A 26,747-nucleotide genomic window follows, 5' to 3' on the forward strand; every position below is an offset into this window, starting at 1 on the left:
GCGTCATCAGGCCTGTCGGTGCTCTTGAGAGCGCCGGGAGAATGACGTCATTCCGAATGAAATCGGCGTGGCAGTTGTGGCACCTTCGGAAATCGCGGATCGCTGCGCGAAATCCCTGTCCCGCTTCGCTCTGCCCCCCGTCCGGCTATACTGAAGCGTTCCTCGCCCCGCCCCGCTGGATTGCGCATGACCGCCTCGCCCGCCCTGGATTCTGCTGCCGCCATCGCCCCACCCCGCCTGCGCAAGCCGGAACTCCTTGCGCCTGCTGGGGATCGGGATTGTCTCCGTGCGGCGATTGAGAACGGGGCCGACGCGGTCTACTTCGGCCTGACGCACGGCTTTAACGCCCGCGCCCGCGCCACGAATCTGGATCTGGCGACCCTCCCCGAGATCATGGCCGAGCTGCATCACCGCGGGGTGAAGGGCTACGTCACGCTCAATACGCTGGTCTTCACGAACGAGCTGCCCGAGGTCGAGCAGACTGTCCGTGAACTCGCCACAGCCGGTGTCGACGCAGTCCTCGTGCAGGATCTGGGACTCGTCCGGCTGATTCGCTCGATCTGCCCCGACCTGTCGATCCATGCTTCCACGCAGATGACCCTCACCAGCGCCGAGTGCATCAACGTCGCCGAGGAACTGGGCATCGAGCGCGTGGTCCTTCCCCGGGAGCTGTCGATTCGCGAGATCGATCAGATTCACGGCCGGTCCGACGTCGAGCTGGAAGCCTTCGTTCACGGAGCGCTGTGCGTCGCTTACTCCGGCCAGTGCCTCACCAGCGAATCGCTGGGGGGACGCAGCGCCAACCGAGGGCAATGCGCGCAGGCCTGCCGGCTCCCTTACGAGCTGATCTGCGATGGCGAAGATGTCGATCTGGGAGCGGTGAAGTATCTGCTCAGCCCGCAGGATCTCGCGGCGTACGCGTTGGCGCCGGAACTGCTCGCGGCCGGGATCTGCTCGTTCAAGATCGAAGGCCGGCTGAAGACTCCCGAATACGTGGCCAACATGACCCGGCACTACCGCCGGGCGATCGATGCGGCGTTTGCGGGCCAGCCCGTCGCGTTCTCCGCGGACGATGTTCGCGAGATGGAGCTCTCCTTTTCCCGCGGCTTCTCCCCCGGGTGGCTGGAAGGGAACGACCATAAGCGGTTGGTGCCTGGTCTCAGTTCGGCAAAGCGTGGCGTCTGCATCGGTTCGGTGGTTCGCGTGCAGCAGGACCGGGTCCTCGTACGGATTCATGCCCCGATTTCGCGCGGCGACGGCCTCGTGTTCGAAGGGGATCGCGTCGCAGGGGCCGAACAGGGAGGCCGGGTCTACGGCGTGTTCCGCCGCGGCCATCTCCTCGAAACCCCCGCCACGACGGGCGTCGTCGAACTGGCGTTCATGCACGACAGCCTCGACCTCGAACGGATCGAACCGGGCCTGCAGGTCTGGAAGACCGACGATCCGCAGCTCACGCAGCGGCTGCGAAAGTCATTCGCGGGTCCTGACCCGCTCCGCAAACTGCCGGTCGACATGACTGTCCGGGCCGTCGTGGGTGACGTCCCCCGGTTGAGCGCCACGACCGAATCCGGTCAGCATGTCGCTGTAGAGGGGGAAGCTCCGCTGGAAGTCGCCCGCAAGCATCCGGTCTCCGAGATGTGGCTGCGGGAACAGCTTTCGCGATTGGGGCATACGCCGTATGAACTTCGGCTGCTCGACGCCGTCGTCGAGGGAGCGCCGATGCTCCCCATGAGCGTGCTGTCGGGGCTGCGGCGGGAGCTGATCGCCCGGCTCGACGCCGCGCTGCAATCGCCGCCGTCCCGCCGAATTGCCGACGAGCCTGTGTTGCCCGTGCTGCGGAGCAGTCTGCCGGATGTCGCCGTGCATCGGGCGGCACAGCAGGCGACCGCGCCGCGACTGCGTTGGCTCTGCCGGACTCTCGATCAGGTCCGGGCCGTGCTGGCGACCGGCGCGACGGAGATCACCGCCGAATTCCAGGATATCCGGGAGTATCGCGAAGCAGTCGCGCAGGCCCGCGCGGCCGGGGCGAAGATCTGGCTGGCGACGCTTCGCATTCAGAAGCCCGATGAGGCGGGACTGTTCCGGGCGCTGGTCAAACACGCGCCGGATGGTCTGCTGGTCCGCAACCTGGCGGGCGTGCGGTTCTGCGCCGAGCGCCAGTTGCCGTTCGTCGCCGACTTCTCGCTGAATGCGACCAACGAACTGACGGTGCAGTACCTGCTGGAACAGGGGGCCGAGCGCGTGACGGCGTCGTACGACCTGAATCGCGAACAATTGCTCGACCTGGTCGGCGTGGTTCCGCCCGACTGGCTGGAAGTCGTCGTGCACCAGCACATGCCGATGTTCCACATGGAGCATTGCGTCTTCTGTGCGGTCATGTCCCCCGGGACGAACAAGGCGAACTGCGGCCGGCCCTGCGATGTCCACAAGGTCGAACTGCGCGACCGGGTCGGGATGGAGCACCCGCTCAAGGCGGACGTCGGCTGTCGGAACACGCTTTACAATGCCGTCCCGCAAAGTTCCGCGGAAGTCATTCCCACGCTCATCGAACAGGGGCTGCGGGACTTCCGGATTGAGCTGCTGGAAGAGACGGCGGACGATATCCAGAGCACCCTGAAGATTTACAGCGATCTGCTTGCCGGACGGGTCCGGGGTCCCGATGTCTGGCAGCAGCTCAAGGCGATGAACCGCGTGGGTGTCACGCGCGGCACGCTGGAAGAACGACGGAATCCGCTGGCGATTCTCTGACGGACGCCGTCAACCACCGCGAGATCTTCGGAACTTGTCCTGACCGCTGGGAGCCACATTGTGACCGAGCACTGGGACTGCATCGTGATCGGACTGGGGGGCATGGGAAGTGCCGCCTGCGTGGAACTGGCCCGTCGGGGGCTGCGCGTGCTGGGTCTGGAACAGCACCAGCAGGCCCACGACCGCGGCAGTTCGCACGGCGAATCGCGGATCATCCGGCAGTGCTACTTCGAGCACCCTGACTACGTGCCGCTGCTGTTGAGAGCCTACGAGCAGTGGAACCGGCTCGAAGGAGACTGCGGCCGGCAGCTCTATTTTCCCGTCGGGCTGCTGATCGCCGGGCTGTCGGACGGCGAAGCGGTGAGCGGCGCCCGGCTGGCGGCGACGCAGCACGGACTGTCGTTGGAAGATCTTTCACGCGACGACGCCGCCCGACGCTTTCCCCTCTTTCGCCTGCCCGAGTCGCACGCGGCCGTCTTCGAGCCAAAGGCGGGCTACTTGCTGGTGGAAGAGTGCGTGCGGGCCCAGTGGTCGGCGGCCCGCGCGGGCGGAGCGGTCCTCCGCGAGGACGAACCGGTTCGAAGCTGGGTTGTCCGCGGCGCGCAGGCGGTCGTCCGCACCGATCGCGGAGAATACGTCGCTGACCGGCTGGTGATCACCGCCGGGGCCTGGGCCGGCGAACTGCTGCGCGACCTGTCCCTGCCGCTGACCGTCGTCCGGAAAGTCGCGGGCTGGTTCCCGGCTCCGGCAGACCGTTCGAGAGCAGACTCCGGCATGCCGACGTTCTACGTGGAGCACTCCGACGGGGCGTTCTATGGCTTTCCGAGTCTGGACGGCCGAACGATCAAGGCCGCCGAGCACAGCGGCGCCGAACCGGTCGCCGACCCGACCGCGTTGAACCGTACGGTCTCTTCCGAGGACGTTGTTCGACTGCAGACATTCCTGGCAGACGTGCTGCCCGACGTCGTTCCTCGTCCGGATCACACGTCGGCCTGCATGTATACGCTCTCGCCGGACCGTCACTTTCTCATTGACCGGCATCCCGAGCATCCGCAGGTCGTCTTTGCCGCAGGGTTCTCGGGGCATGGGTTCAAGTTCTGTCCGGTGGTGGGGCAGGCGCTGGCGGACCTGGCGACGGACGGGCGGACCGATCTGCCGATCGGCTTCCTTGGGCTACAGCGGTTTCGCGGACCGGGTGACACGCTCTGAAGCCTGTCGCTTGATTGACGGGCCGATTCCTGCCACGCTGAACGGGACGACACGTCCGCCCCGTTCTCGGGAATGTTCTATGGCTGCTGCAACTGGCTCTGCTCCTGCGGCGAATCGCCGGGGTTTTACGCTCATCGAACTGCTGGTGGTGATTGCCATCATCGCGATCCTGATCGCCATGCTGCTGCCGGGGGTGCAGCAGGCCCGCGAAGCCGCCCGGCGGACGCAGTGCCGGCACAACCTGATGAACCTCGGCATCGCGCTGCACAACTACGAGATGGCGTTCGAGACGCTGCCGCCCGGCGTGGTCAACGCAACGGGGCCGATTCTCAATCAGCCCGTCGGATACGACGTGAGCTGGATCGCGCAGATCCTGCCGTACCTGGATCAGGGAAATGCCTGGAAGCAGCTCGACCTGACGCAGAGCGTCTATTCCGCGGCCAACACCGCCGTTCGAGAACACATGATTTCCGGGCTGGTCTGCCCGTCCGAGTCGCTGCCGAAACGCGTGACGGTGACGGGGTCGAATCCCCCCATTCAGGCCGCGCTGACCAGCTATGCCGGCTGCCATCACGATGTCACGGCGCCGATCGACGTCGACCAGAACGGCGTGATGTTTCTCAACAGCTCCGTGCGGCTCGACGACGTGCTCGACGGAACGACCTATACAATTTTCGTCGGAGAGATGTTCTTCGATGACGGGCCGCAGCTCGGCTGGCTGTCGGGGACGCGCTCGTCGCTCCGGAATATGGGAACGAAACCGACGAACCGTCGACCGACGCCAATCACCCCGATCGAAGTTTCGCTTGAAGACGAGTCTGTACCAGCGGCGGGAGACGCCAGTTCCGCCCCGGCCAGTCCGCCGGCGCCCCCTGCCGACGGTTTCGGCAGCGCGCACCTGGGGGGATGGCAGGCGCTGATGGGGGATGGCAGCGTCCGATTCCTCAGCCTGAGCACCGACCCCGGCCTGCTGCGCCGGCTGGCGGATCGCAAGGACGGGCAACTGGTCTCCGATTTCTGAGGGGACCTGCATGCCGATTTCCAGCACGCCCGGACAGCGAGTCCGTCGATTCGCACGCGGCTTCACGCTGATCGAGCTGCTGGTCGTCGCTGCGCTGATCGCGATTCTGGTGTCGTTGCTGCTGCCGGCCATTCAGCAGGCCCGCGAGGCCGCCCGGCGGACGCACTGCAAAGTGAACCTGGTCAACATCGGCGTGGCGCTGCACAACTACCTCGACGCCCACGGCGTCTTTCCCCCCGGGTCGCAGAACGACGCCGGGCCGATTGCGAGCTTGCCCCCCGGTTATCACATGGGCTGGCTGACGCAGCTCCTGCCCCATCTGGGCGAGTCTGCCGCCTGGCATCAGCTCGACTTTACGCAGAGCGTTTACGCTCCGGTCCACGACCGCGTGCGACAGTATCAGCCCTCGATTCTGCTGTGCCCCAGTGACCCGGATCTGCATCCGAACACGTTTGTCTCGAAAGACGGCGTCTGGACGCTGGAGACGCGTCCGACCAGTTATTTCGGCTTTCATCACGACGTGGAAGCTCCGATCGACGTCAATCAGAATGGCGTGCTGTTTCTCAACAGTTCGGTGGGGGAGCGGGATCTGCCCGACGGCCTGTCCCAGACGCTCATCGCTGGCGAAGGATATAACGATCCGTCCTCGTTGCTCGGCTGGATGTCCGGCACGCGGTCTTCGCTCCGCAACGGCGGGACAACGATCAACTCGATCACTCCCCGAAACTGGCGAAACGCAACTCTGGCGGCTACGCGGCCCGACACGACCCAGCCCGATTATGTCGGCGGCTTCGGGAGCAACCACACCGGCGGCGGGCACTTCGTGCTGGGCGACGGGAGCATTCGTTTTCTCAGCGAAAATATCGCGCCGGCCGTCTATCGGTCGTTGATTCACCGCGCCGACGGGGCCGATGCCGGCGAGTTTTGATTCGATGGCTCTGGCGGACTCAGGCTCGAATAATGACCAAGAGACGATCACGATCCCAGGCTTCCCGCGGCGGCTTCACGCTGATCGAGATGCTGGTCGTCGCTGCGCTCATGGCGATTCTGGTGGCTCTGCTCCTGCCGGCCGTGCAGCAGGCCCGCGAGGCCGCCCGACGGGCGCGCTGCCGAACCAATCTGATCAATCTCGGCGTCGCGCTGCACAACTACCTCGACGCCCACGGCGTCTTTCCCCCCGGGTCGCAGAACGACACCGGGCCGATTGCGAGCACGCCCCCCGGCTATCACATGAGCTGGCTGACGCAATTGCTGCCCCACCTGGAAGAGTCCGCCGCCTGGCGCCAGCTCGATTTCACGCACAGCGTCTACGCGCCGGTTCACGACGCCGTCCGCCGGCACCAGCCGCAGGTGTTGCTGTGCATGAGCGATCCTCACATTCATCCAAACACGTTCGTCTCGAAGGACGGCGTCTGGACGCTGGAGACCCGACCGACCAGCTATTTCGGAATTCACCACGACGTGGAAGCTCCGATCGACGTCGATCAGAACGGCGTGCTGTTTCTCAACAGTTCCGTGGGAGAGCGGGATCTGCCCGACGGCCTGTCACAGACGCTCGTCATCGGTGAATCGGCGGCCGACTACGGCGCCACGCTCGGGTGGATGTCCGGGACTCGCTCGTCGCTCCGCAACGGGGGATTTCTACTCAACGCAGGCGTCCCGACCGGCTGGGGTCCTTCCCTGACCGGACAGGCCGGCCTCGACCCGACGCAGTCTGAGTACGTGGGCGGCTTTAACAGCTTCCACACGGGCGGCGGGCATTTCCTGATGTGCGACGGCAGCGCCCGGTTTCTCAGCCAGAACATCAATCGTGCAGTCTACCGCTCGTTGATTCATCGGACTGACGGTGAAGACCCCGGCGACTTCTAAGTTGGCCTTCCAGTCGGTGACGGAGTGAGTTCATGATCGATCGACGATGGCATCCGGCGGCTCCGCGAGGCGGATTCACAATCATCGAGATGACCATGGTCGTCGCGATGATCGCCGTGCTGATCTCGCTCCTGCTCCCGGCGGTGCAGCAGGCCCGCGAAGGGGCCCGGCGGATGCAGTGCAAGAATAACCTTCTGAACATCGGACTGGCTCTGCAGCATTACGTGCAGACGTTCGATCGCTTTCCGCCGGGTTGCGTCAATGCGACCGCACCGGTGCTCAACACGTTGAACGATCAGCCGATGAGCTGGATCACGCAGATTCTGCCCTACCTGGAGGCCCCGGGGACCTGGCGCAAGGTCGATTTCGCTCAGCCGGTGTTTGCACCGGCCAATGCGGCGGCCCGCGCTTCGCAACTGACGGTGCTGCTCTGCCCGTCGTCGTACTCCGTCACCCAGGTGCTGGTGATTCCGCTGCCGAAGACCGAGGGAGAGACGGAGTCCAGGGACGTCGACGTCAGCGATCTCACGCAACCGTTCGATTCGTACGGCATGTATGGCGGACAGCAGGGGGATCCGCGGAACGCCACCCAAACCAGCTACGCCGCCTGCCATCACGATGTCGAGGCGCTGATCGACGCGGCGCAGAATGGGGTGCTGTTTCTCAACAGCGGCGTCCGCTGGCGGGACATCGCCGACGGTCGCTCGCAGACGATCCTCGTCGGCGAGACGAACGGCGACCTGGTGCGGAACGGCGGGTGGATGCTCGGCAACCGGAGCACGCTCCGCAATACGGGAACGCCGCTCGCCGGTCCGCCGATGACGCGCGGGAGCGGAATCTCCGGCCAGATCGCCTGGGAGGAAAACATCGACACGCTGGAATCCGCGAATCTGTATAACGCTTCGGATTTGCCGCAAACCGACTGGAACCGCTGGGTCGGCGGCTTCGGCAGCTTCCACACCGCCGGGGCGAACTTTCTGTTCGCCGATGGTGCGGTCCGCTTCATCGGGCAGAACATCGACGGGAAGCTCTATCAAAACCTGGGCAATCGCCACGACGGCAACCTGGTCAGCTTTGAATAGACGACCGGAACGGGGAGCGATCGCGATGAAGTCGTTGCGGCAAGAACCACGCTCTGCGCCTTCGACCGGTTTTACGGTGATCGAACTGGTCGTCGTAGTCAGCGTGATCGCCGTGTTGATGGGAGTTCTATTGCCCGCAGTCCAGCAGGCGCGCGAAAACGCCCGGAAGTTCCAGTGTCGCAACAACCTGATGAATATCGGCTTTGCGCTGCAGAGCTACACCCACACCTTCGGGCGGTTGCCGCCGGGGTCGGTGAACGACACGGCGCCCGTCCTGAGCCGGATGCAGGGTTACCACATGAGCTGGATCGCGCAGCTCCTGCCGTATCTTGAGCACCAGGGCACGTACCGAAAACTCGACTTCGGTCATTCGGTCTACGCGAAGGCCAATGCCGTCGCGCGGGCGACGCGTCTCGGGGTATTGCTTTGCAGTTCGGCGAACGTGGTTCAGACGGTACTGCCGTATCAGCCAGGGTCCGCCGAGGATCCATCATTCATCCCGCCTCCCAATGCGGAAATCCCTCCATCGATGCCGATGGACGAATGGGCGTCGGAGCAGCGAATCACGTGTCTTTCGCACTACGCCGGCTGTCACCACGATACCGAACTGCCGATTGACGTCGACCAGCATGGCGTGCTGTTTCTCAACAGCGGCGTCCGCTGGCGGGATATCACGGACGGGAGAGCCTGCACGATTGCCGTCGGCGAAGTGACCGGCGATCTGCTGCGGAACGCCGGCTGGATTGCGGGAACGCGGGCGACGTTACGCAACACTGGCCTGTCGATCAATCGGCCCGCTATCACGTCACCGGGCATGCCGGCCGATACGACCGCGTGGACGGGCAACTGGGAACTCACCGAAACGCAGGCCGAAGAACTCGGTATGCCGCTGGTGGACTATTCCCGGGTCGTCGGCGGCTTCGGCAGCGTGCATGTGGGCGGCGCCCATTTTCTGTTTGCCGACGGCTCCGTCCGGTTTCTCGCCGCGAACATCGACTTCGACACGTACCGACGGATGGGGCATCGGAGCGATGGCGGGCTGAGTCCGGAGGAGTAAAACGCACAGACAGGAATTTCTGTGCCACTCGATTGCCATTGAATCGTCGAAACATCAAAGATCCGGCTCTCCCTGCCGATGGTTCGTGCTCAATCGCGCGGCGGGATTTCGACCGGGAAAACCTTTCGCGTCCGCTTCTTGTACGGCAGCTTGTGGAATTCGTGGGTCTGGATCGCGCGGGAGTCGACGTTGATGATCGATCCCGCGAACGGCTCGAACGACGCCCGGAAGTGAGCGGCCGATTTCACCGCGATGTATTTCATGGCCCGGCAGTCGATGCCGAGCGTCTTTGCGAACGCCGGTCCGAGGGGTTGCTCGGCGGCAGTCACCACGACCACCGAGACCCCACCTTGCTTGAGCCAGGCGGAGCAACCCATGTTGCCAGTCAGCCCGGCATACATCGGGCCGTCGTACGTGAAGTCGCCGTCGGAGAGGGCCATCACTTCGGCCTGCATGACGACCGGCGGCCCTTGGATCGGTGCCGACTTGCCCCCGACCGGCAAAGTCAGCTTCACCCCGACCCCGGCGGCATGCGCCTGTCGGGCGGCTTCGGGATCGACGATGTACAGGATCACGGCGTCCTGCAACCCGCGGTCGAGGAACGTCTGCAGGATTTCGGTGGAATCGCCCGGTGCGCCACCCCCCGTGTTGTCGGCGTGATCGGCGAGAATGATGGGATATCGCCCGGCCGCTTCTCCGCGAGCCAGCGCATCCGCGACGGCGACGGGTGGCGCGTACCAGCGTTCGCGGTTATCCCAGACCCAGCCGGCGAGCTCCTCGGCGGTCTGCTCGGCGAGAGCCCGGTCGCCGTCGGCCACGACGATCACGCTGGCGCCGACGTCGGGAACGTCGGCCCAGGGGAATCCCGTGGAAATGGTCACCGCCAGAATGCCCGGTCGCTGTTCGAGCCCATGGACGCGGCGGAGGACTTCGTCCATCGGCGGATGGGCCGTGACTTGCGACGTCGTGCTCCAGAACAGAGGGAGCTGCCGCAGGACGGTGACGGGACGGACTTTGCCCTGCAGCGTGGCGACGATCAGGTCGGCAGCCTCGCGTCCCCGCTGGGCCATGTCAATGTGCGGGTAAGTATCGAAGCCGATGACGGCCGTCGCGGCATCGATCCGGCGCTGCGTGTGATTGCCGTGCAGGTCGAACGTGACGACGATCGGACGATCCGGCCCAATGGCGGCCCGGACGGATTCGACGAAGTCACCATCTCCGTCGTCGATCCCCTCGACGACCATTGCACCGTGGAGATCGAGCAGCACGCCGTCCACCGGCCCCCCTTCCGCCTCGGCCTGCCGCAGGCGTTCCAGGAATTCGGCTTTGAGAGTCGCGTAAGCTGCCGCCTCAATCACTCCGCTGGGATAGGCGAACGTCCAGAGGAGCGGGACGGCTTCGAAGCCGTAGCGTTCGGCCCCTTCCAGAAATCCGCCCGTGCAGATGTTCGCGCCACGGAAGCGTTCGACGATCTGCGAACCGCGAAACAGCCCGAAGCCGGTCTCGAAGTCGTGCAGCGTTGTGGGCCGAACCGAAAACGAACTGGTTTCGTGCGAGACGCCGCCGATCGCAATGCGCATGGCCTGGCTCCAGAAGGAAGACGCTGTCAATGATTCTGTGGCGGATGGCTTACCGGAAGAGTGGATCCTCGTCGGCAAACGGATGAAGCGCCCGCAGAGTCTTCTCCCTCGGGAGCGCATCCAGCAGCGCCTCCGCCATCCGCAGGTCTTCCTGAGTGGTAATCTTCAGGTTCATCCGGGAGCACGAAACCACTTTGACCGACCCCCCGATCGCTTCCACGAGCTGAGCCTCATCGGTCGGCTGCATGGAACCTCGTTTCGCGAAAGCGTCCAGGAGGATCCGGCGACGGAAGACCTGCGGCGTCTGCGCCTCCCACAATCCGGCGCGCGGGACGGTCTCTTCAATGGATTGCCGCGAGTCGACGCGTTTGAGGGTCGCCGTAACCGGGGCCGCCAGAATGGCGCCGCCAGTCTGGACGGCCGCGTCGAAGACTTCGTCGATCCACTCTTTCGCCAGCAGCGGGCGGGCGGCGTCGTGCACGGCGACAAAGTCCACATCGGCCCGCACCCGGGCCAGGGCGCGCTCGACGGAGTCGGCCCGCTCGGCCCCGCCGGCGATGATCTCCACATTCATGAAGGCCAGGTTCGGTCGGAACTTTTCCTTGAACCACTCCAGGTCTTCTGCGGAGACCGCGATGATCGTCTGGACGACGTCTGCCCGGTTGACGAAGTGCTCCGCCGTGCGAACCCAGACCGGCCGGCCCTTCAGGTCAACGAAGACTTTCTTCTTGTTCTGCTGCTGATGCAGCCCGAAGCGACTGCTTTTTCCTGCGGCGGGCAGGATGACGGCGAATGTGGCCATAATGCGATCTCCCTCAATTCCGCCATGATACCGGCGGTCGCGCAGCCCCGCCAAACCGACGACGTTGACCTCTCGCAGCATGTTGCCGAATCACCACATCCGGACGGCGGCGCGTTGCCGGAAGACCCCGTGAAACGCCAGCCGGAAAACCGCCATCAACGATGTTCCAATTGCTTAACCGGCAACCTGTCAAGCAGTTGCGGCGCAATCGTAAGTTTTACGAAACACTTTGGCACCCCATTTGTTTCACGGTCTTGGCAGCGAGTGAATTCCCGCGAACAGACCGGCCCAGAAGACCCTTCGGGAGTCGCTCACCGGTTTGCCAGATCTGCCCGTCGGGGCGCTAAGGAGGCGAGATGTCGAAGCCAGTGGTCGTTGTGATGAGTCGAGATGCCGGACTGAACAGTGAGCTGCCGGAACTGCTCCGGGATCACGCCGACGTCAGGCACTGCGACACGCAGGACGAAGTTCTCGACCTCACGCGTCACATCCGACCTCAAGCGATTCTGGCGGACTTCCGCCGCGCCGCGGGTGGCGGCTTTGTCGAGCAGAAGCTGATCGATACTCTCCGCCAGCGGTTTCCGGGACTGAAGATCGGACTCCTCGCCGGAGAACACTGTCCGGAACTGATCGCCCGCAGTGCATGCGACGGCGGCCTGCCGTTCGTCCGAGGCGCTCTCGATCGCCACGAACTTCTCAAGCTCGTCGGCCAACTGATCCCGCTGGCCGAACAGGTCGATTCGCCCCAGGTCATGGAGCCCGTTCCACGAACGCCGGTGGCAACGCCCGTCCGTGCGGTCGTAACGTCGCCCGTTGTGGAAGACCGGCCGGCCAGCGTCCTGAGCGGAGTGACCCGTCGTTTCGAAACGAACTCTCCCGAACTGCAGCAGATGCTGGCCGATCTGGAAGTCGCCGCCCGCCACGACGTGACGATCCTGTTGATCGGCGAAACCGGAGCCGGCAAGACATTCCTGTCTCGACTGATTCACGAAGTCTCCCCCCGCAAGAACGATCCGTTCCTGCCGGTTGCCTGCGGCGCTCTACCGAACGACCTGATCGAAAGCGAACTTTTCGGACACGTGAAGGGCTCGTTCACGAGCGCTCACGCCGACAAGGAAGGGAAGTTTGTGGCGGCCCGTCGAGGCTCGATTCTGCTCGACGAAATCGACGTCCTGGGGCTCGAACAGCAAGTCAAGCTGCTGCGGGTGATCGAGACCGGCGAATTCGAGCCAGTCGGCTCCAACCAGACGCAGCGCTGCGAAGCCCGGCTGATCGTCGCCAGCAATCTGGAACTTCAGCCGCTCGTCGAACAGCACAAATTCCGCCCGGACCTCTACTACCGCCTCAATATGCTGAAATTCGTGATTCCTCCCCTTCGGCATCGCAAGATGGACATCATCCCACTGGCGAAGAAGTTCATCGCGCAGTTCTCCGTCAAGCACGGGACGCCGATTCATGCCATCGACAACGACATGCTGCAGGCCCTGCTGGACTATCCATGGCCCGGCAATGTGCGAGAACTGGAACACGTGATGCAGCGAGCGGTGATTTATTCCCGGGACGGCCACATCGGACGTGAGCACCTTCCGTCGCATATCCTCAGCGGACATGCGGGGCCGGTGAACGATGCGTCGGTCATCCTGGGTCATCATGGCCCCGCCGAGGCGGCAGTCCCCTCGCCGAAGAGCCTGGGAGGGAAGATCGCCGTCACCGAACGGGACATCATTGAGCAGACGCTGCTCAAGAACAGCTTCAGCCGGACTCGAAGTGCACGGGAGCTCGGCATCAGCCGGGTGACGCTGTACAACAAGATGAAGCGCTACGGGCTGATGAGCTAGAATCGGGTCACGGGAATCGGGATTCGGGTATCGCAGAGAAATGCAATGAAGCGGTCGCCGGCTCGCGCCAGTCGACGTCTTTCTTTCGACATTCCGCCTTCGACATTCGACATTCGACATTTCTTGGTCGCGTGAAATCGTCGGCACTCTCGTTTAACTGAGCACCGCCCGACACACCCGGAGCATATTGCCACCGAGGATTTTGGCGATGTCGTCGTCGGTGTAGCCCCGCTGGACCAGCCCGACCGTGAAGAGCGGCCAGTTGGTCCAGGCCAGCGAGGCCTGCCCGGGCCAATTGCCGCCGAGCGCCCCCTCCGGCCAGAGGGAGGCAAAACGATTTCGCCGCCGACCGCGGCTCGGCGGACCTTTCGCCGCGGGTGCGGCGGCGAATTGCGAAGTATGCGCGACATCGGTGCCGATCGCGACGTGGTCGATGCCAAACGTCTTGACCACATGGTCGATGTGGTCGAGCAGCGCGACGAGGTCCCCCTTGCCTCCCAGAAACTGCGGAATGCAGCAAATTCCGACGAGGCCCCCGGTATCGCAGATTGCGCGGATGACCTCGTCCGGTTTGGCCCGGATGTGGTGCTGCAGCGCGTCGCAGGTCGTGTGGCTGGCCACCATCGGTTTTGTCGACGTTTTGGCCGCCTCCAGGCTGGTCTGCCAGCCGCTATGGGCGACGTCGACGATGACGCCGACGCGGTTCATCTCGGCGACGGCAGCCCGCCCGAAATCGCTGAGGCCGCCGTTGGCGGTCTCGGCGCAGCCGTCGCCGAGCATGTTCCGCCGGTTGTAAGTCACGTGCATCATCCGGATGCCGAGCTGGAAGAAGATCCGCACGAAACCCAGCTCTTCGTCGACCGTCGCCCATCGTTCGGCGAGCGGAACGCCGTTGCCGGTGAGATACAGGCAATGCTTGCCTGCGGCCTTGGCCGCCAGCAGGTCGTCGGGGCCGGTGGCGCGCATCAGCGTTTCGCGGAGCTGGTCGGTGAGGTAGGTGAATCGCGCCAGTCGCTTGATCAGCCGCAGGGGATCCTGCCCCTCTTCCCCGGCATTCTGAAAAATGCAGGTGACCCCGGCGCAGCGCAGGGCTTCGGCGAATTCGTTCCGTTCTTCCAGGCTTTGCGCCGGGCGGATCATGCCCATTTCTTCCCGCAGATCGGCCAGCTCCTGGTCCGAGGCCCCCGCCTGATCGGCGGCGATCAGCGCCGCACCGTCCAACGCCGCACGCGGTGCGAAGCCATACGAATCAAAAACGAGCGACTGGCGGTGGACCTCCAATCCATGCTCAAGCTGGGCCCGCGTCGGCTGCAGCAGCCCCAGGCCCGCTTCACGCCCTTTGACGATTCCGGGATTGGTCGTCGTCAGAAACGGATCGGCGCTGCGCGACTGCGCCTCCGCAGAGGGAGACTCCCCGTGACCGGGATGGGTCTGAGCCAAGGCGATCGCGGCGGCAGTGGTGGACAGAAAGCCGCGGCGCGAGAGACGGCAGGTAGAGCGGGGCATGGCGAGGTTCCGATACGGGCGCGGGGCCGACAAGGCATCATCAGTTCCAACCGGGCAATCATGCCAGACCGGCGCGGCAATCGCGAGAGGCCCGTGTGAAGACCGGCATCCGCTCCAGAAAATGTTGTGCTGATTGGTCTTGCGTCCGAACGGCACGTTGACTCTGATACGACTTGATTTGATGGCGGGGCGGCTCAACGCACGGAGGCGGAAAAGATATGGAACTCGGCGAATGCGTGGTCCTGGTGACCGGCGGAGCTCACGGCATCGGGCGCGCCTTGTGTCGCAGAATCCAGCAGGAGCATCCGGGCGGAATCGTCATCGCTGATCGTGATCTGAGTGCGGCCCGGAGCGTCGCCGAAGAGTCCGGGGGCCTGGCGATCGAATGCGACGTGTCTCAGGAGGTCGACGTCCAGAATGCCGTCCAGCAGACGATCAACCGGTACGGCCGTCTGGACGCCGTGCTGTCCAACGCCGGAGTCACGGCCAAGGGAGGGGTCGAAACCCCCGACGCCGACTGGAACCGGCTGTGGCAGGTGAATGTGATGGCTCACGTCTATCTGGCGCGGGCGGCGCTGCCGCATCTGCTGGAGCGCGAAGCGGGGGCATTCGTCGTGACAGCCTCTGCGGCGGGGCTGCTGACAGAAATTGGCTCTGCCGCCTACTCGGTGACAAAACACGCCTCCGTGGCGTTTGCGGAATGGCTCTCGGTGCATTACCGCAACCAGGGACTCAAAGTCTCGTGCCTGTGTCCTGCCGGTGTGGCGACGGACTTCCTCGATCTGGAAGACCCGATTCACCAGTTCTTGCATGTCAGTTCGGTGACGCCGGAGCATGTCGCCGAGTGCGTCATCGAAGCACTGCGCAAAGAGACGTTTCTGGTCCTGCCACACGCCGAGGTGGAAGAATTCTTTCAGTTCAAGACGCAGCACTACGACCGCTGGCTGCACAACTTCGCCCACGTCAATACGCGACTGCAGAAGCGACGGTCGCGACAGACGACGCCCCACGCGACCGGCGAGACTCCCTGAGCCGCCGATGACGATTCCATCGCCGGCGGCGGATACCCGCAAATTTGGCGGCATTCCCGCAAAGCGGCCGAATCAAGGGGCAAAAACTCCTCGCCCGCCTCTCGCCGGTCGGTCGGAGTGCAGCTCGAGACGTCGTTCGGAGGGAGTCCCGCGCGTCCATGTCGGGGCCTGGAATGCCACAGGACCCGGTTGCAGCAAGCAACCGGGTCCTGTGTGAACTGTTCAGTCGGATGCGTCCGTCGGACGCAACACGCAGTGGCTAGCTCTTGGCGCCCCGAGCGAGGCGGGCGAGCAGATCGCCCGGACCGTGATCGTAGCAATCCTTATCGTGCCACAGAGGCACGCCGGCTGCGTAACGGGCTGCGAGCATCAGCACTTTTTCCGGCGAACCGGGCTTGGCCGCCGTTGGACCGGCAGGGTCAATCCCGAGCGCCTCGAAGTCGAGTTCGTCGAACTCAAGCACTTCTTCCTCTTCAAGGTCGAAGTCTTCGTCGGCGACTTCGACTGCGGAATCCGGCTCAAGTTCATCGACATCGTAATCGAACGACATTCCCCTCACTCCACGCAAAAAGACCGTCCCCGCAAAGCGGAGACTGAGCTCCCACACGAGAATCACCAAGCCCTCGTGCGAGGGAAAAAAATCCAACAACCCTGAACAAGCATCCCACGTCATCGCATTCGCGTTGCAGCCGAATGCGGCGCCATTCCTTGGCGGATGGACGGGAAACCAGCATCGTGCTGAGGCGGGAAATCGAGGCAGGGGCCTCACGGTCGAGGCAGAAGCATTGTTCTGCGGACCCCGAGAATTGTCAACAAGATTTCTTCAAAACCGCACCTCCAACCGTGCGATTTGCCCTCTCTGCGCAGCCTCGGATCAGCCCACTTCCATATCTTGCCGGTTGACTTTCCCTGTTCCGGCAGAGCCTGCCGCAAGTCTCTGGAGTTTCCGTCAGGATCTACCGAGCAGGCCGTTCGACATCGTACCGCTTCAGCTTTCGGTCCAGCGTCGAACGCTCGATCCCCAGCAACTGTGCCGCCTGAGACTTGTTCCAGCCGGTCCATTCCAGCATCGCCAGAATGTGCTCCTGCTCGATCAGTTCCAGCGGGACAGCACGAAACTCGCCGGCAACCGGCGACTCGACCGGGTACGGCCTGGCTTCGACCGGACCCCCGGCTCCCAGCGCCGAAAGCTGAATATCCTGCCGTTCCACAATGGTGTCGGCGCACAGGATCACGGCCCGTTCGATCGTGTTCTGCAATTCGCGAACATTGCCGGGCCAGTGATAGTCGACCAGCGCATCCAGCGCTTCCTCCGAAAACGCCGTCACGGCGCGCCCGGTCTTGCGGGCGAATTTCTGCAGGAAATAATTCGCCAGCACCGGAATATCGACCTGTCGCTCGCGCAGCGGCTCCACGAATAGCTCGACCACCTGCAGCCGGAAGTAAAGATCCTGCCGAAACTCGTTCTCGGCGACGGATTTCTCCAGATCGCGATTGGTCGCCGCGACCACCCGGACATCAACCTGCACCGGGACTCCACCCCCTACGCGCTCGTAGGCATGGCCTTCAAGCACGCGGAGGAACTTCGCCTGGATCGCCGGGCTCATCTCGCCCACTTCATCGAGAAAGATCGTACCGCCGTGAGCCTGTTCGAACTTGCCGATCTTCCGACCGACGGCCCCCGTAAACGCCCCCTTCTCATGGCCGAACAGCTCGCTCTCCAGCAGGCTTTCACTTAAGGCGGCGCAGTTCATGGTCACAAACGCCCCGTCCCGGCGTTTGCTGTTGGTGTGAATCGCACGCGCCACCAGTTCCTTGCCGACGCCGCTCTCGCCCCGGATCAGCACCGTGGCCCCCGTGGGAGCGATCCGGAGAATGCGTTCCCGGAGCCGGATCATCAACGGGCTGGCGCCCACCAGCTCCGTTTCCGCCTGAAGCTGTTCGCGGAGCGTCTGGTTCTCGTTGACCGCTTGGGCCAGGCCCGTCGCCAGTTGATCGCGCTGGCCGAGTCCCCCGACCGCGACAGCGAGCTGGTCCGCCACGGCGATCGTGAAATCCAGATCGTCCCGCTTCAGCGGATTATCCAGGTCCATGCAGTACAAATGAATGACGCCGTAGAACGCACCTTCCGACTTGATCGGGGCGCACACGACGCTCTGAGCGCAAATGTCGCTCAGACTCTTGCTGAACTTCACCTTCTGATCCGTATGCAGGTCGCGGGCCAGGACCGCTTCCTGATCAGAAATCACCAGATTCGTCAGGTGCTCCGAAACCTGCTGATACCCCCCCACGCCAAGTCGCGACTTGTAGCCCACGAGATTCAGGTTCTTCGGCTTCGGCGGCTTCCCCGCCGGGAGTATCAGCACCGCGCCGATGTCGGCCCGCGTTCCTTCCAGCAGGGCCTCCAGCACGATCCCGGCGAGCTGAGCCATGTTCGTGGCATTGCCCATTTCCAGCGCGAGACGGTAAAGCTGCCCCAGGTCACGGCTCTCGCGGTCTCGCGCCGCGGCGGGCGCCGCAGACCGATAGCGATTATGGGGCGCCCGCTCCAGAATCTCCGGCATCTGCGCAAGATTCGTCGCCGTGTCGGCTTCGAGCGGATCGCGACCGCTCGACTGGGATTCCCAGACAAACACCAGCAGCGTCGAACCGAGCTGAATGGTTTCTCCTGGGCGGAGCTCGACATCGCCCGTAATCAGTTCGCCCTGCACTCGCGTGCCGTTGCGACTGCCGAGGTCCCGGATGAACCAGCGGCCCGACGAGAAGAACAGCTCGCAATGGTTTCGGCTGCAGATTTCGTCGGAGACGACGATGCGATTCGTCGGCGCCCGGCCGAGCGTGATCAACTGCTGTGGCGAGAGCTCTACCCGCTCCCCTTCACGGGGACCGGAACGGAGCACCAGCGCGGCGTCGTTCGACGCCGACACCGTCTCACTCGGATTTGGCGAAGAATTCATGAACACCCACAATCCCTGCGGAACGCTGGCCCGTTGTTCCCCGTTCCGCCCGAATCCAGACGCAACAGTCGCTAATAGACTGCCATATTCTTGCCGCTACCGCAAATCCGTCGATCCGCAGGAATCCGAAGTCCTGATTATCAAAGATCTTCCGGGAGATACAACAGTCGTCCGCAAGTCTTGCAGAACAGCGTTTTCCCCATCCGCAGCTCGAGCAGGTTCTGGTTCGTCAGCTTGACGTAGCAGCTCCCGCACGAGCTGTCTTCGACGGCCGCCAGTGCATCGGCGCCGTGAGCCTGAACCAGCCGGCGGTAGACTCCCGCGGCGTCCGGCGGCAGAAACTTTTCGGCGTCGGCGACCTGCGTCTGCAGCTCGGCTTCGCGTTCCTTCAGGCCCGGTTCGCGAGCCTGGACCGCTTCGATGGTCTTCTTCAGTTCGCTTTCGGCGAGAACAATCGCCCCCTCGGCCTCTTTGACCGCGCCCTGGGCGGAGTCGACGCTGTCCAGGGCCTCCAGGATCTCGTCCTCCAGGACGCTGTTGGCCATGGTATCCGCCTGAATCTGCCCGGTGAGAATGTCGTATTCCCGATTCGAGCCGGCGGAATTCAGCTTGTTTCCCAACTCCAGAATCTTGCTCTCGCTGGACTTGAGCTGCAGATTCTTCTGGTCCGCCGTGGAGCGGAGTTGCTTCAGAATTCCGCGCTGCGCTTCCAGCTCGGCCTTGCGTTTCTGAACGGTCTGCTCGCGGGCCGCCTTCTCCCGCGGGCCCTTGGCAAGCTGCTCCTGAATCTCGCGAAGCTGCAGATGCAGTTCGTGTAGGCGCCGCAGGCCGGCTGACATGCCGCTCATGCAGGATACTCCGCAAATTGCCAAAGGAACGAGAACGGGGCCGCCGCGTCGGACAGGCCGATTGCGAAAGTATAGCAAACAGGCACAGGCAGCGGTGGCTTGTCATGCCGCCGACGACGGTGGATTTGCAGAACCCGCCCCGCAACGGGCAGTCGCCCCAACCGCCTGACCTTGCATCCGCTCTCCGTTTCCGACAAAACTCCTGGCAGACCAACACTTGTGCCGTCCCGCCCGCCGCCCGGCACGCCTCGCACGATCCGGAACTGCTTGACCATGTCTACGGACGAGTCCGCCCCCCCCACGAATTTCATCCACGAGATCATCGAGGAGCACAACCGAACCGGGCGTTTCGACGGTCGCGTGCAGACCCGGTTTCCGCCGGAACCCAACGGCTACCTGCACATCGGCCACGCCAAGTCGATCTGCCTGAACTTCGGCACGGCGAAGAAATTCGGCGGCCGGTGCAACCTGCGGTTTGACGACACGAACCCCACCAAAGAAGAGACCGAGTACGTCAACTCCATCATGGAAGACGTGCGCTGGCTCGGCTTCGAATGGGACGGCCTGCACTACGCCTCCGACTACTTCGAGCAGCTTTACCAGTGGGCGGAACTGCTGATCCAGAAGGGGCTGGCCTACGTCGACAGCTCGACGCTCGAAGAAATGCGCGGACAGCGGGGAACCGTCAGCGAAGCCGGCGCCGCCAGCCCATTCCGCGACCGACCCGCCGAGGAAAGCCTCGATCTGTTCCGCAGGATGCGGGCCGGCGAGTTTCCCGACGGCGCTCACGTGCTGCGCGCGAAAATCGACATGGCCCATCCAAATTTTCTGATGCGAGATCCGGTCCTGTATCGCATCCGGCACGCCCACCACCACCGCACCGGCGACGCGTGGTGTCTCTATCCGATGTACGACTTCGCTCATGGCTACAGCGATTCGATCGAGCGCGTAACCCACTCGATCTGCACGCTGGAGTTCGAAAATCACCGTCCGCTGTACGACTGGCTGATCGACTCCGTCGAGATCTATCACCCCCAGCAGATCGAGTTCGCCCGGCTGAATCTGACCTACACCGTGATGAGCAAGCGGAAGCTGCTCGAACTGGTGCAGGGGGGCATCGTGTCTGGCTGGGACGATCCCCGCATGCCGACGATCGCCGGCATCCGCCGACGGGGCTACACGCCCGAGGCCATGCGGGCCTTCTGCGACGAGATCGGCGTGACTCGCTTCAACGGCCTGACCAATCTGGTCGTGCTGGAGAACGCCGTGCGGAACGATCTCAACAAGCGCGCGCCGCGGTTTCTCGCCGTGCTGAAACCGCTCAAGGTCGTCCTGACGAACTACCCGGAAGATCTGGTCGAGCACCTGGATGCGGTCAACAATCCGGAAGATCCCGCCGCCGGTTCGCGGCAGGTGCCCTTCTCGCGCGAGCTGTACATCGAGCGGGACGACTTCATGGAGAATCCGCCGAAGCAATTCTTCCGCCTGTCACCCGGGCGCGAAGTCCGACTGCGGTATGGCTACCTCATGACCTGCCAGGAAGCGGTCAAGGACGCCAGCGGCGAAATCGTCGAACTGCGCTGCACCTACGATCCGGAAACTCGAGGCGGCAACGCGCCGGACGGACGCAAGGTGAAATCCACAATTCACTGGGTGTCGGCGTCCGAAGCGGTGACGGCGGAGGTCCGGCTCTACGATCATCTCTTCAGCGTGGAAAACGTAGCGGAGATTCCCGAGGACCAGGACTGGAAAACCTTCCTGAATCCGAACTCGCTGGTCACGGTCGCGGACGCGAAGCTGGAACCCGCGCTGGCAGCCCTGCAGCCGGGGGATCGCTGCCAGTTCGAGCGGCTGGGATATTTCTGCGTCGACAAGGACAGCGCCGCAGGACAACCGGTCTTCAACCGGACGGTGACGCTCAAGGACGAATGGGCGAAGATTCAGAAGAAGGGCGGGTAGAGTCGGGCTTCGGGGATCGGGCTTCGCAGAGGAATGCAGGTCGGATCGGGTGTCAATCAACGCCGTTCAGCAATCGAGTCGGAGTCGAAAGCCAAGTTGCTCGGCCTTCTGAATTTCCGCTTCTGTTATGGGGCGCATTGGGGGTGGCTGAGAAGGTTGATCGTTCTTCTTGCGCGGCCGGGTGCGGGTGGTTTTCGGGGCCTTTCAGTCGGTGGCCGTCGGTTCTCGCAAACTGCAGACGCGTGCGGAGACGCTCGCTGGAGTCTCCTTACTGCAGGTCCTGCAGAAATTCGCGGGTCATGTGAGTCGCGGCTGCGCGCAGGGGAAACGCTCGCAATGCGACTGGTGCTGAGGTCTCCCCGTTTGCGGCGATTCAGGCCCCTGCTGGCCTGAGACTTTCGGTGTGCGTGTGCGAGATCTCTCGCCATGCGTCACATCGTCCGTATCGGGAGGAGGGATCATGTTCGTCCGAAACTCTCGATCGGGCGTTACGGGGCCGGTGTTGGCGCTCGTGGCGGCGCCGGCCGCCCTGCTGACGGCCGGAGAACCGGCCCTGACGGAAGTCCCGCGCTATCGACTCGAAGTCGGCCAGGAACTGGTCTGTCGCGGCAGTGGTGAATTTCAATACGAGAGTGGAAAATTTGACACTGGCGATACGCGGCGTTTCCAGCCCGCATAATTCATCAATCAGCTCGTCATTTCGACGTCGACTCGGTCCGAGAGCAAGCGGCCATCGAACGGCGATCCGCGCCGGGCGGCGCGCAGAACGCACCCCTCCCCGGGAACGTCGAATGCTGATGTCAGGTCCGTGGCTGCGCGACGGGGGAGGACCGTCAGGACGTACGCGGCCAGGCCAGCACCGCCTGCGAGATCCGGCGGTACTCGTCCGCAGACGGCCACAGCTCTCGCTCAACGTCACGACCACCCGGCGGGCGCTGACCGTGATCTCCGCCACCGCCGTGATCAGACGCTGACGCCACGTCGTGGAGAACCCCTCGCAACACACCCTGTCAACTCACCCCCGGCCTCCTTGTGGCGTTGAAGTACTGATCTGACAACACCTTCTACGCCGCGGGAGGCCGTTGCCTTGGAGCTGGGTGAATCATTCGGGATGGGCATGACCGCCCTCAAGGCCGCCGACCTCAACGGCGACTGGCACTCCTTCTGGAATTCACTCACCCTGCACACCTGACTAACCCAACGGGCGGATGCACCCGGGCCGGCTCAGGGAGTGAGAGTCGAATTGACGCCGCGCGGCCCGCAGCCATACAGTGGCTAGGTATCGCTGGGAATTCCCCGGCCCGACAGATTTTCGCCGCCGGGGAATCTACGGACCTGCAGCCTCCGGGACTGTCGGTGCGTCGCTCCTTCCCAGGCACAGGGAGTCAGACACGAATGACGGAACACCGTGAGGGCGGAGACTTTACGGAATCGGAGACGATGCAGGCCCGCAGTTGGCCCTGCTTGCGTCAATTCTGTGTCTTTCTCGAAAACCGCGTCGGCCGGCTCAGCGAACTGATGCGGCTGGTCGAGGATCTGGATACGCAGGTCGTCGCCCTGAGCATCGTCGACTCCGTCGACTTCGCGATGGTCCGCCTGATGTTCAGCAACACCGACCGCGGTCGCGAAAAGCTGACCCTGTCGAGCTTTCTATTCAGCGAAAGCGATGTCGTCGGCGTCGAACTCCCCGAATCGGAAAAGCCCCTCTCCGACGTCTGCACAGCCCTCGTCAAGGCGGAGTTGAACATTCATCACGCTTACCCGCTACTCTATCGCCGCCGCGGGCGATCCGTCGTCGCCATGTATGTTGACGACGTCGATACCGCCGCCCAGATCCTGCGCGACGCCGGTTTCCGGATCATCACCGAATCCGACCTCCTCGACGACGAGTTCTAAGCCCCCGCCGAGAACGAACATCGGCGAAACGTCGGGAACCGCCCGATTCTGAACCGGCGCGGGACACGCATTTCGAGACGATGAAGTTCACCGACATGAAATCCGATGCCGAGTTGCAAGCCCTTTCCCGGAAAAGGCTTATCGCCGGATTCTGCGCGTGAGCGCCCCGTTGTCGTGCAGGCGGCCGTCATTCTCGCCGTTCCAGGAATTCCCCCGGTCCCGTGCGAAATACCGCAGCGTTGATCTGGGATTTGGTCCGGTCCGCGGATAGAATTTCCGATATTGAGATTCAGTCTCAGTACCCGGGAAGCACTGACCACCATGCTGATGACCCTCGCCTCTCAGATTGTTCCGCTCGACCTCCTCGCCGCAGGCGAAACCGCCCGCGTGTTCGAAGTCGACGGTCGTGCGGAATTCGTCCACAGGCTCCACGAAATGGGGCTGCAGCCGGGCGCCGAAATCCGCATGCTTCGCCCCGGTTCTCCCTGCATCCTCGCCGTCAACGAGCATCGCCTGTCCTTCCGACTGGAAGACTCGACGACGGTGCTGGTCGAAGTTTCCCGCTGATTCTCCTCCCGCCGCGACCGCCCTCCATGACCACCCTGAATGAGCTTCGCATCGGCCAACGGGCGAGAATCGAAGATGTCACCGGCGACGACGCCGTCGCCATCCGCCTGATGGAAATGGGTTTCACCGACGGGGAAGAAATCGAATTCCTCGGCGCAGCCCCCTTGGGAGATCCCCTCGAATTCGCCGTCCGCGGCTATCGCATTTCGCTCCGTCGGACCGAGGCGGCCCGCGTCGTCATCTCCCCCCTTTGACCCCGCCTCCCCCGGATGCCCTGCCGATCGGAACCTGCCGAGAATGTCCTCCGTCGCCGCCCGGCCCCTGACCGTCGCCGTCATTGGCAACCCCAACACCGGCAAGAGCACCCTCTTCACGGCCCTGACCGGAGTCCATGCGCAGATCGGTAATTACCCCGGCGTGACGGTCGAGAAGAAAATCGGCCGGCTGCAGCACAACGGCGTCCAGATCCAGCTCGTCGACCTGCCGGGAACCTACAGCCTCTCCCCGCGGTCGCTCGACGAGCTCGTCTCGGTCAATGTCCTCCTCGGCCGGCAAGCGGATATCGGCGCCATCGACGCCGTCGTCTGCATCGCCGACGCCAGCAACCTCGAACGCAACCTGTACGTCGTCAGCCAGGTGCTCGACCTCGGGCTGCCAACGGTCCTGGTCCTCAACATGTGGGACGTCGCCGAATCCCGCGGACTCAAAATCGACGCCGCGGAACTGGGCCGCCGGCTGGGAATCCCCGTCATCCCCTGCGAAGCCCATCGCCAGCGGCATCTGGCCGACGTCCGAGCCGCAATCGTCAGCGCCGCTTCCGGACCGCCTCCCGCCATCCCCCGGATTTTCCCCGAGGTCTTCACGGCCGCCGTGCAGGATCTGCAGCAGCGGCTGCAGGACTGGGGGGCCGGCGCCATACCGCGACCCCTCGCCGAACGCCTGCTGCTCGACGTCGGCGGGCAGGTCGAAACCGGCTATCGGCAGACCCTGCCGACCGAATTCGGAACGGTCCTCGACGGTCTCCGACTGCGCCTCCGCGACCAGGGCTTTCGCATCCCCGCCGGCGAGGCCAAGGCTCGCTACGCCTGGGCCAAGGAAATCCTGACCGGTGTCCTCACCACTCCTACCCAGCGGATGGTCACCGCCAGCGACCGGATCGACCGGGTTCTGACCAGCCGCGTCGGCGGCCTGATCGTCTTCTGCGTGGTCATGTTCCTCGTCTTCCAGGCCATTTCGACCCTCGCCGGCCCCCTGATGGATGGCACTGAAGCGGTGTTCGGGTTTGCGGGCGACGCCGTTCGCAGCGTCCTGCCCGCCGGCCCGCTCCGCAGCCTGATTGTCGACGGCGCCATCGCCGGCGTCGGCGGCGTGCTGGTCTTTCTCCCTCAGATCTGCCTGCTGTTCCTGTTCATCGCCATTCTCGAAGACTGCGGCTACATGGCCCGGGCCGCCTTCCTCATGGACCGCCTGATGACCCGCATCGGCCTGAGCGGGAAGTCGTTCGTCCCGCTGATGTCCTCCTTCGCCTGCGCCATTCCGGGCATCATGGCCACCCGCACCATCGAAAACCGCCGGGACCGCCTGGTCACGATCCTCATCGCCCCGCTGATGAGCTGCTCGGCCCGCCTGCCGGTTTACCTGCTGCTGATCGCCGCCCTGATTCCGCCAATCACGTTTGCCGGCGGCTGGATCAGCCTGCAGGCGCTGGTGCTGTTTGCTGCGATGTCGCTCGGGGCGCTCATCGCAATCCCGGTCGCCTGGCTCCTGCGCATGACGATCCTCAAAGGGGAAACGCCTCCCTTCGTCATGGAACTTCCCGCCTACAAATGGCCGTCCCCGCGGATGGTCCTGGCCCGCGTCTACGATCGCGGCCGGGCCTTCGTCGCCCGCGCTGGCACCCTGATCTTCGCCACCAACATCCTCGTCTGGGCCGCCAGCTACTTCCCCGGCGATCACACCCTCGAAGAGCAACTGACGACCCAGATCGCCCAGCTCGAAGAGTCTTCGGAAGCGACGCTCAAGAGCCGGGACGAACTCCAATCGTCCCACGAAACCGTCGAGCACCATCTGGCGGCGCTGGACTCCGCGTCGATGGAGGCCGAGGCTCTGCGCGAGCAGCTCAGCGAAATCGCCATCCAGATGAGCCTCGTCGAACGGAAGCTCGCTCCGCTGACCGAGGCAGTCGACGCCCGCAACGCCGAAGCCGAGCGCCTGCTCGAACACAGCGCCCTGGGCCGGCTCGGCCGCGCCATCGAACCGGCGGTGATCCCGCTCGGCTGGGACTGGAAAATCGGCGTCGGCGTCCTCGCCTCCTTCCCCGCCCGCGAAGTCATCATCGCCACGCTGGGGACGATCTACAGCCTCGGCGGCGACATCGGCGAGGACGACCCCGGCCTGCAGCAGGCGATCCGCACCGCCGCCTGGCCCGACGGCCGCCCGGTCTTCACGATTCCCGTCGGCCTGTCGGTGATGGTCTTCTTCGCCCTCTGCGCCCAATGCGCCTCGACCCTGATGATCATCCGCCGGGAAACCAATAGCTGGTCCTGGCCCGCCTTCACCTTCGTCTACATGACGGTCCTGGCCTACCTCGGCGCGCTGCTGACGTACCAGGTTGGCACCTGGTGGATGGGCTGATTTCAACCGCCCCGTGCCCCCTCTTCCCGTACGATGGACGTCCACGTCCGTCGGGCATCGCTTCGGCTCCGAATGCCACCGTAGGGCTCGCTCTCGCGTGCCGGATTGCGGCTGGCCGTCGTCGTTGGCGGCACGGCCGCCGG

21 protein-coding genes are annotated in these 26,747 nt (G+C 64.0%); 15 read left to right on the forward strand and 6 right to left on the reverse strand.

The genetic code is table 11. The annotated features are described in order from the left end of the window. Nucleotides 1-186: 186 nt before the first annotated feature. From SH412_RS21450 to SH412_RS21480, 7 genes are all read left to right on the forward strand, one after another. Nucleotides 187-2,748, forward strand: a complete 2,562-nt coding sequence (locus SH412_RS21450; RefSeq protein ID WP_336520070.1) for a U32 family peptidase — start codon at nucleotides 187-189, stop codon at nucleotides 2,746-2,748. A gap of 60 nt (nucleotides 2,749-2,808) precedes the next feature. Further along, nucleotides 2,809-3,957: an N-methyl-L-tryptophan oxidase gene (gene solA / locus SH412_RS21455; RefSeq protein ID WP_336520071.1), complete on the forward strand. Its 1,149-nt coding sequence runs from the start codon at nucleotides 2,809-2,811 to the stop codon at nucleotides 3,955-3,957. A gap of 79 nt (nucleotides 3,958-4,036) precedes the next feature. Further along, nucleotides 4,037-4,978, forward strand: coding sequence for a DUF1559 domain-containing protein (locus SH412_RS21460; RefSeq protein ID WP_336520072.1), 942 nt, complete (start codon nucleotides 4,037-4,039; stop codon nucleotides 4,976-4,978). A gap of 10 nt (nucleotides 4,979-4,988) precedes the next feature. After that, nucleotides 4,989-5,906 (forward strand): DUF1559 domain-containing protein, encoded by a 918-nt coding sequence (locus SH412_RS21465; RefSeq protein WP_336520073.1) that lies wholly within the window; start codon nucleotides 4,989-4,991, stop codon nucleotides 5,904-5,906. Between the two features lie 32 nt (nucleotides 5,907-5,938). Further along, nucleotides 5,939-6,847: a DUF1559 domain-containing protein gene (locus SH412_RS21470; RefSeq protein ID WP_336520074.1), complete on the forward strand. Its 909-nt coding sequence runs from the start codon at nucleotides 5,939-5,941 to the stop codon at nucleotides 6,845-6,847. Between the two features lie 32 nt (nucleotides 6,848-6,879). After that, nucleotides 6,880-7,929, forward strand: a complete 1,050-nt coding sequence (locus SH412_RS21475) for a DUF1559 family PulG-like putative transporter (RefSeq protein WP_336520075.1) — start codon at nucleotides 6,880-6,882, stop codon at nucleotides 7,927-7,929. Nucleotides 7,930-7,954: 25 nt separating this feature from the next. Beyond that, nucleotides 7,955-8,986: a DUF1559 domain-containing protein gene (locus SH412_RS21480; RefSeq protein ID WP_336520076.1), complete on the forward strand. Its 1,032-nt coding sequence runs from the start codon at nucleotides 7,955-7,957 to the stop codon at nucleotides 8,984-8,986. Between the two features lie 89 nt (nucleotides 8,987-9,075). On the opposite strand, the gene SH412_RS21485 is transcribed toward SH412_RS21480, so the two are convergent. Together SH412_RS21485 and ispD are read right to left on the reverse strand one after the other, a co-directional pair. After that, a complete protein-coding gene (locus SH412_RS21485) occupies nucleotides 9,076-10,566 on the reverse strand; it encodes a M81 family metallopeptidase (RefSeq protein ID WP_336520077.1) in 1,491 nt (496 codons plus the stop codon). Nucleotides 10,567-10,615: 49 nt separating this feature from the next. Further along, nucleotides 10,616-11,449: a 2-C-methyl-D-erythritol 4-phosphate cytidylyltransferase gene (gene ispD / locus SH412_RS21490; RefSeq protein ID WP_336520078.1), complete on the reverse strand. Its 834-nt coding sequence runs from the start codon at nucleotides 11,447-11,449 to the stop codon at nucleotides 10,616-10,618. A 275-nt stretch (nucleotides 11,450-11,724) separates the two neighbouring features. On the opposite strand from ispD, the gene SH412_RS21495 reads away from it, so the two are divergent. Continuing rightward, nucleotides 11,725-13,206: a sigma-54-dependent transcriptional regulator gene (locus tag SH412_RS21495; protein ID WP_336520079.1), complete on the forward strand. Its 1,482-nt coding sequence runs from the start codon at nucleotides 11,725-11,727 to the stop codon at nucleotides 13,204-13,206. A gap of 153 nt (nucleotides 13,207-13,359) precedes the next feature. On the opposite strand, the gene SH412_RS21500 is transcribed toward SH412_RS21495, so the two are convergent. After that, nucleotides 13,360-14,712, reverse strand: a complete 1,353-nt coding sequence (locus SH412_RS21500) for a dipeptidase (RefSeq protein ID WP_336520080.1) — start codon at nucleotides 14,710-14,712, stop codon at nucleotides 13,360-13,362. Between the two features lie 218 nt (nucleotides 14,713-14,930). Here SH412_RS21500 and SH412_RS21505 point away from each other — a divergent pair, with 218 nt between their 5' ends. Further along, the gene (locus tag SH412_RS21505; protein WP_336520081.1) at nucleotides 14,931-15,743 is read left to right on the forward strand and encodes an SDR family oxidoreductase; all 813 of its coding nucleotides are present in this window, start codon (nucleotides 14,931-14,933) and stop codon (nucleotides 15,741-15,743) included. Nucleotides 15,744-16,002: 259 nt separating this feature from the next. On the opposite strand, the gene SH412_RS21510 is transcribed toward SH412_RS21505, so the two are convergent. From SH412_RS21510 to SH412_RS21520, 3 genes are all read right to left on the reverse strand, one after another. Continuing rightward, entirely contained in the window at nucleotides 16,003-16,293 is a 291-nt protein-coding gene (locus SH412_RS21510; RefSeq protein ID WP_336520082.1) for a hypothetical protein, read from the reverse strand. A 406-nt stretch (nucleotides 16,294-16,699) separates the two neighbouring features. Continuing rightward, nucleotides 16,700-18,700, reverse strand: coding sequence for a sigma 54-interacting transcriptional regulator (locus SH412_RS21515; RefSeq protein ID WP_336520083.1), 2,001 nt, complete (start codon nucleotides 18,698-18,700; stop codon nucleotides 16,700-16,702). 140 nt (nucleotides 18,701-18,840) lie between these two features. Further along, nucleotides 18,841-19,548, reverse strand: coding sequence for a zinc ribbon domain-containing protein (locus tag SH412_RS21520; RefSeq protein WP_336520084.1), 708 nt, complete (start codon nucleotides 19,546-19,548; stop codon nucleotides 18,841-18,843). Between the two features lie 273 nt (nucleotides 19,549-19,821). Here SH412_RS21520 and SH412_RS21525 point away from each other — a divergent pair, with 273 nt between their 5' ends. The 6 genes from SH412_RS21525 (at nucleotide 19,822) to feoB (ending at nucleotide 26,604) form a co-directional block, all read left to right on the forward strand. Further along, nucleotides 19,822-21,507, forward strand: coding sequence for a glutamine--tRNA ligase/YqeY domain fusion protein (locus SH412_RS21525; protein ID WP_336520085.1), 1,686 nt, complete (start codon nucleotides 19,822-19,824; stop codon nucleotides 21,505-21,507). A 460-nt stretch (nucleotides 21,508-21,967) separates the two neighbouring features. Beyond that, the gene (locus SH412_RS21530) at nucleotides 21,968-22,186 is read left to right on the forward strand and encodes a hypothetical protein (protein WP_336520086.1); all 219 of its coding nucleotides are present in this window, start codon (nucleotides 21,968-21,970) and stop codon (nucleotides 22,184-22,186) included. 716 nt (nucleotides 22,187-22,902) lie between these two features. After that, a complete protein-coding gene (locus SH412_RS21535) occupies nucleotides 22,903-23,403 on the forward strand; it encodes an acetolactate synthase (protein ID WP_336520087.1) in 501 nt (166 codons plus the stop codon). 321 nt (nucleotides 23,404-23,724) lie between these two features. Continuing rightward, a complete protein-coding gene (locus SH412_RS21540; RefSeq protein WP_336520088.1) occupies nucleotides 23,725-23,970 on the forward strand; it encodes a FeoA family protein in 246 nt (81 codons plus the stop codon). Between the two features lie 26 nt (nucleotides 23,971-23,996). Then, complete coding sequence (locus tag SH412_RS21545; RefSeq protein WP_336520089.1) at nucleotides 23,997-24,224, forward strand: FeoA family protein; 228 nt, start codon at nucleotides 23,997-23,999, stop codon at nucleotides 24,222-24,224. 43 nt (nucleotides 24,225-24,267) lie between these two features. Next, nucleotides 24,268-26,604, forward strand: a complete 2,337-nt coding sequence (feoB, locus tag SH412_RS21550; protein WP_336520090.1) for a ferrous iron transport protein B — start codon at nucleotides 24,268-24,270, stop codon at nucleotides 26,602-26,604. The last annotated feature ends 143 nt before the right edge of the window (nucleotides 26,605-26,747 follow it).

The organism is Planctellipticum variicoloris, from assembly GCF_030622045.1.
Taxonomy (GTDB): Bacteria; Planctomycetota; Planctomycetia; order Planctomycetales; family Planctomycetaceae; genus Planctellipticum; species Planctellipticum variicoloris.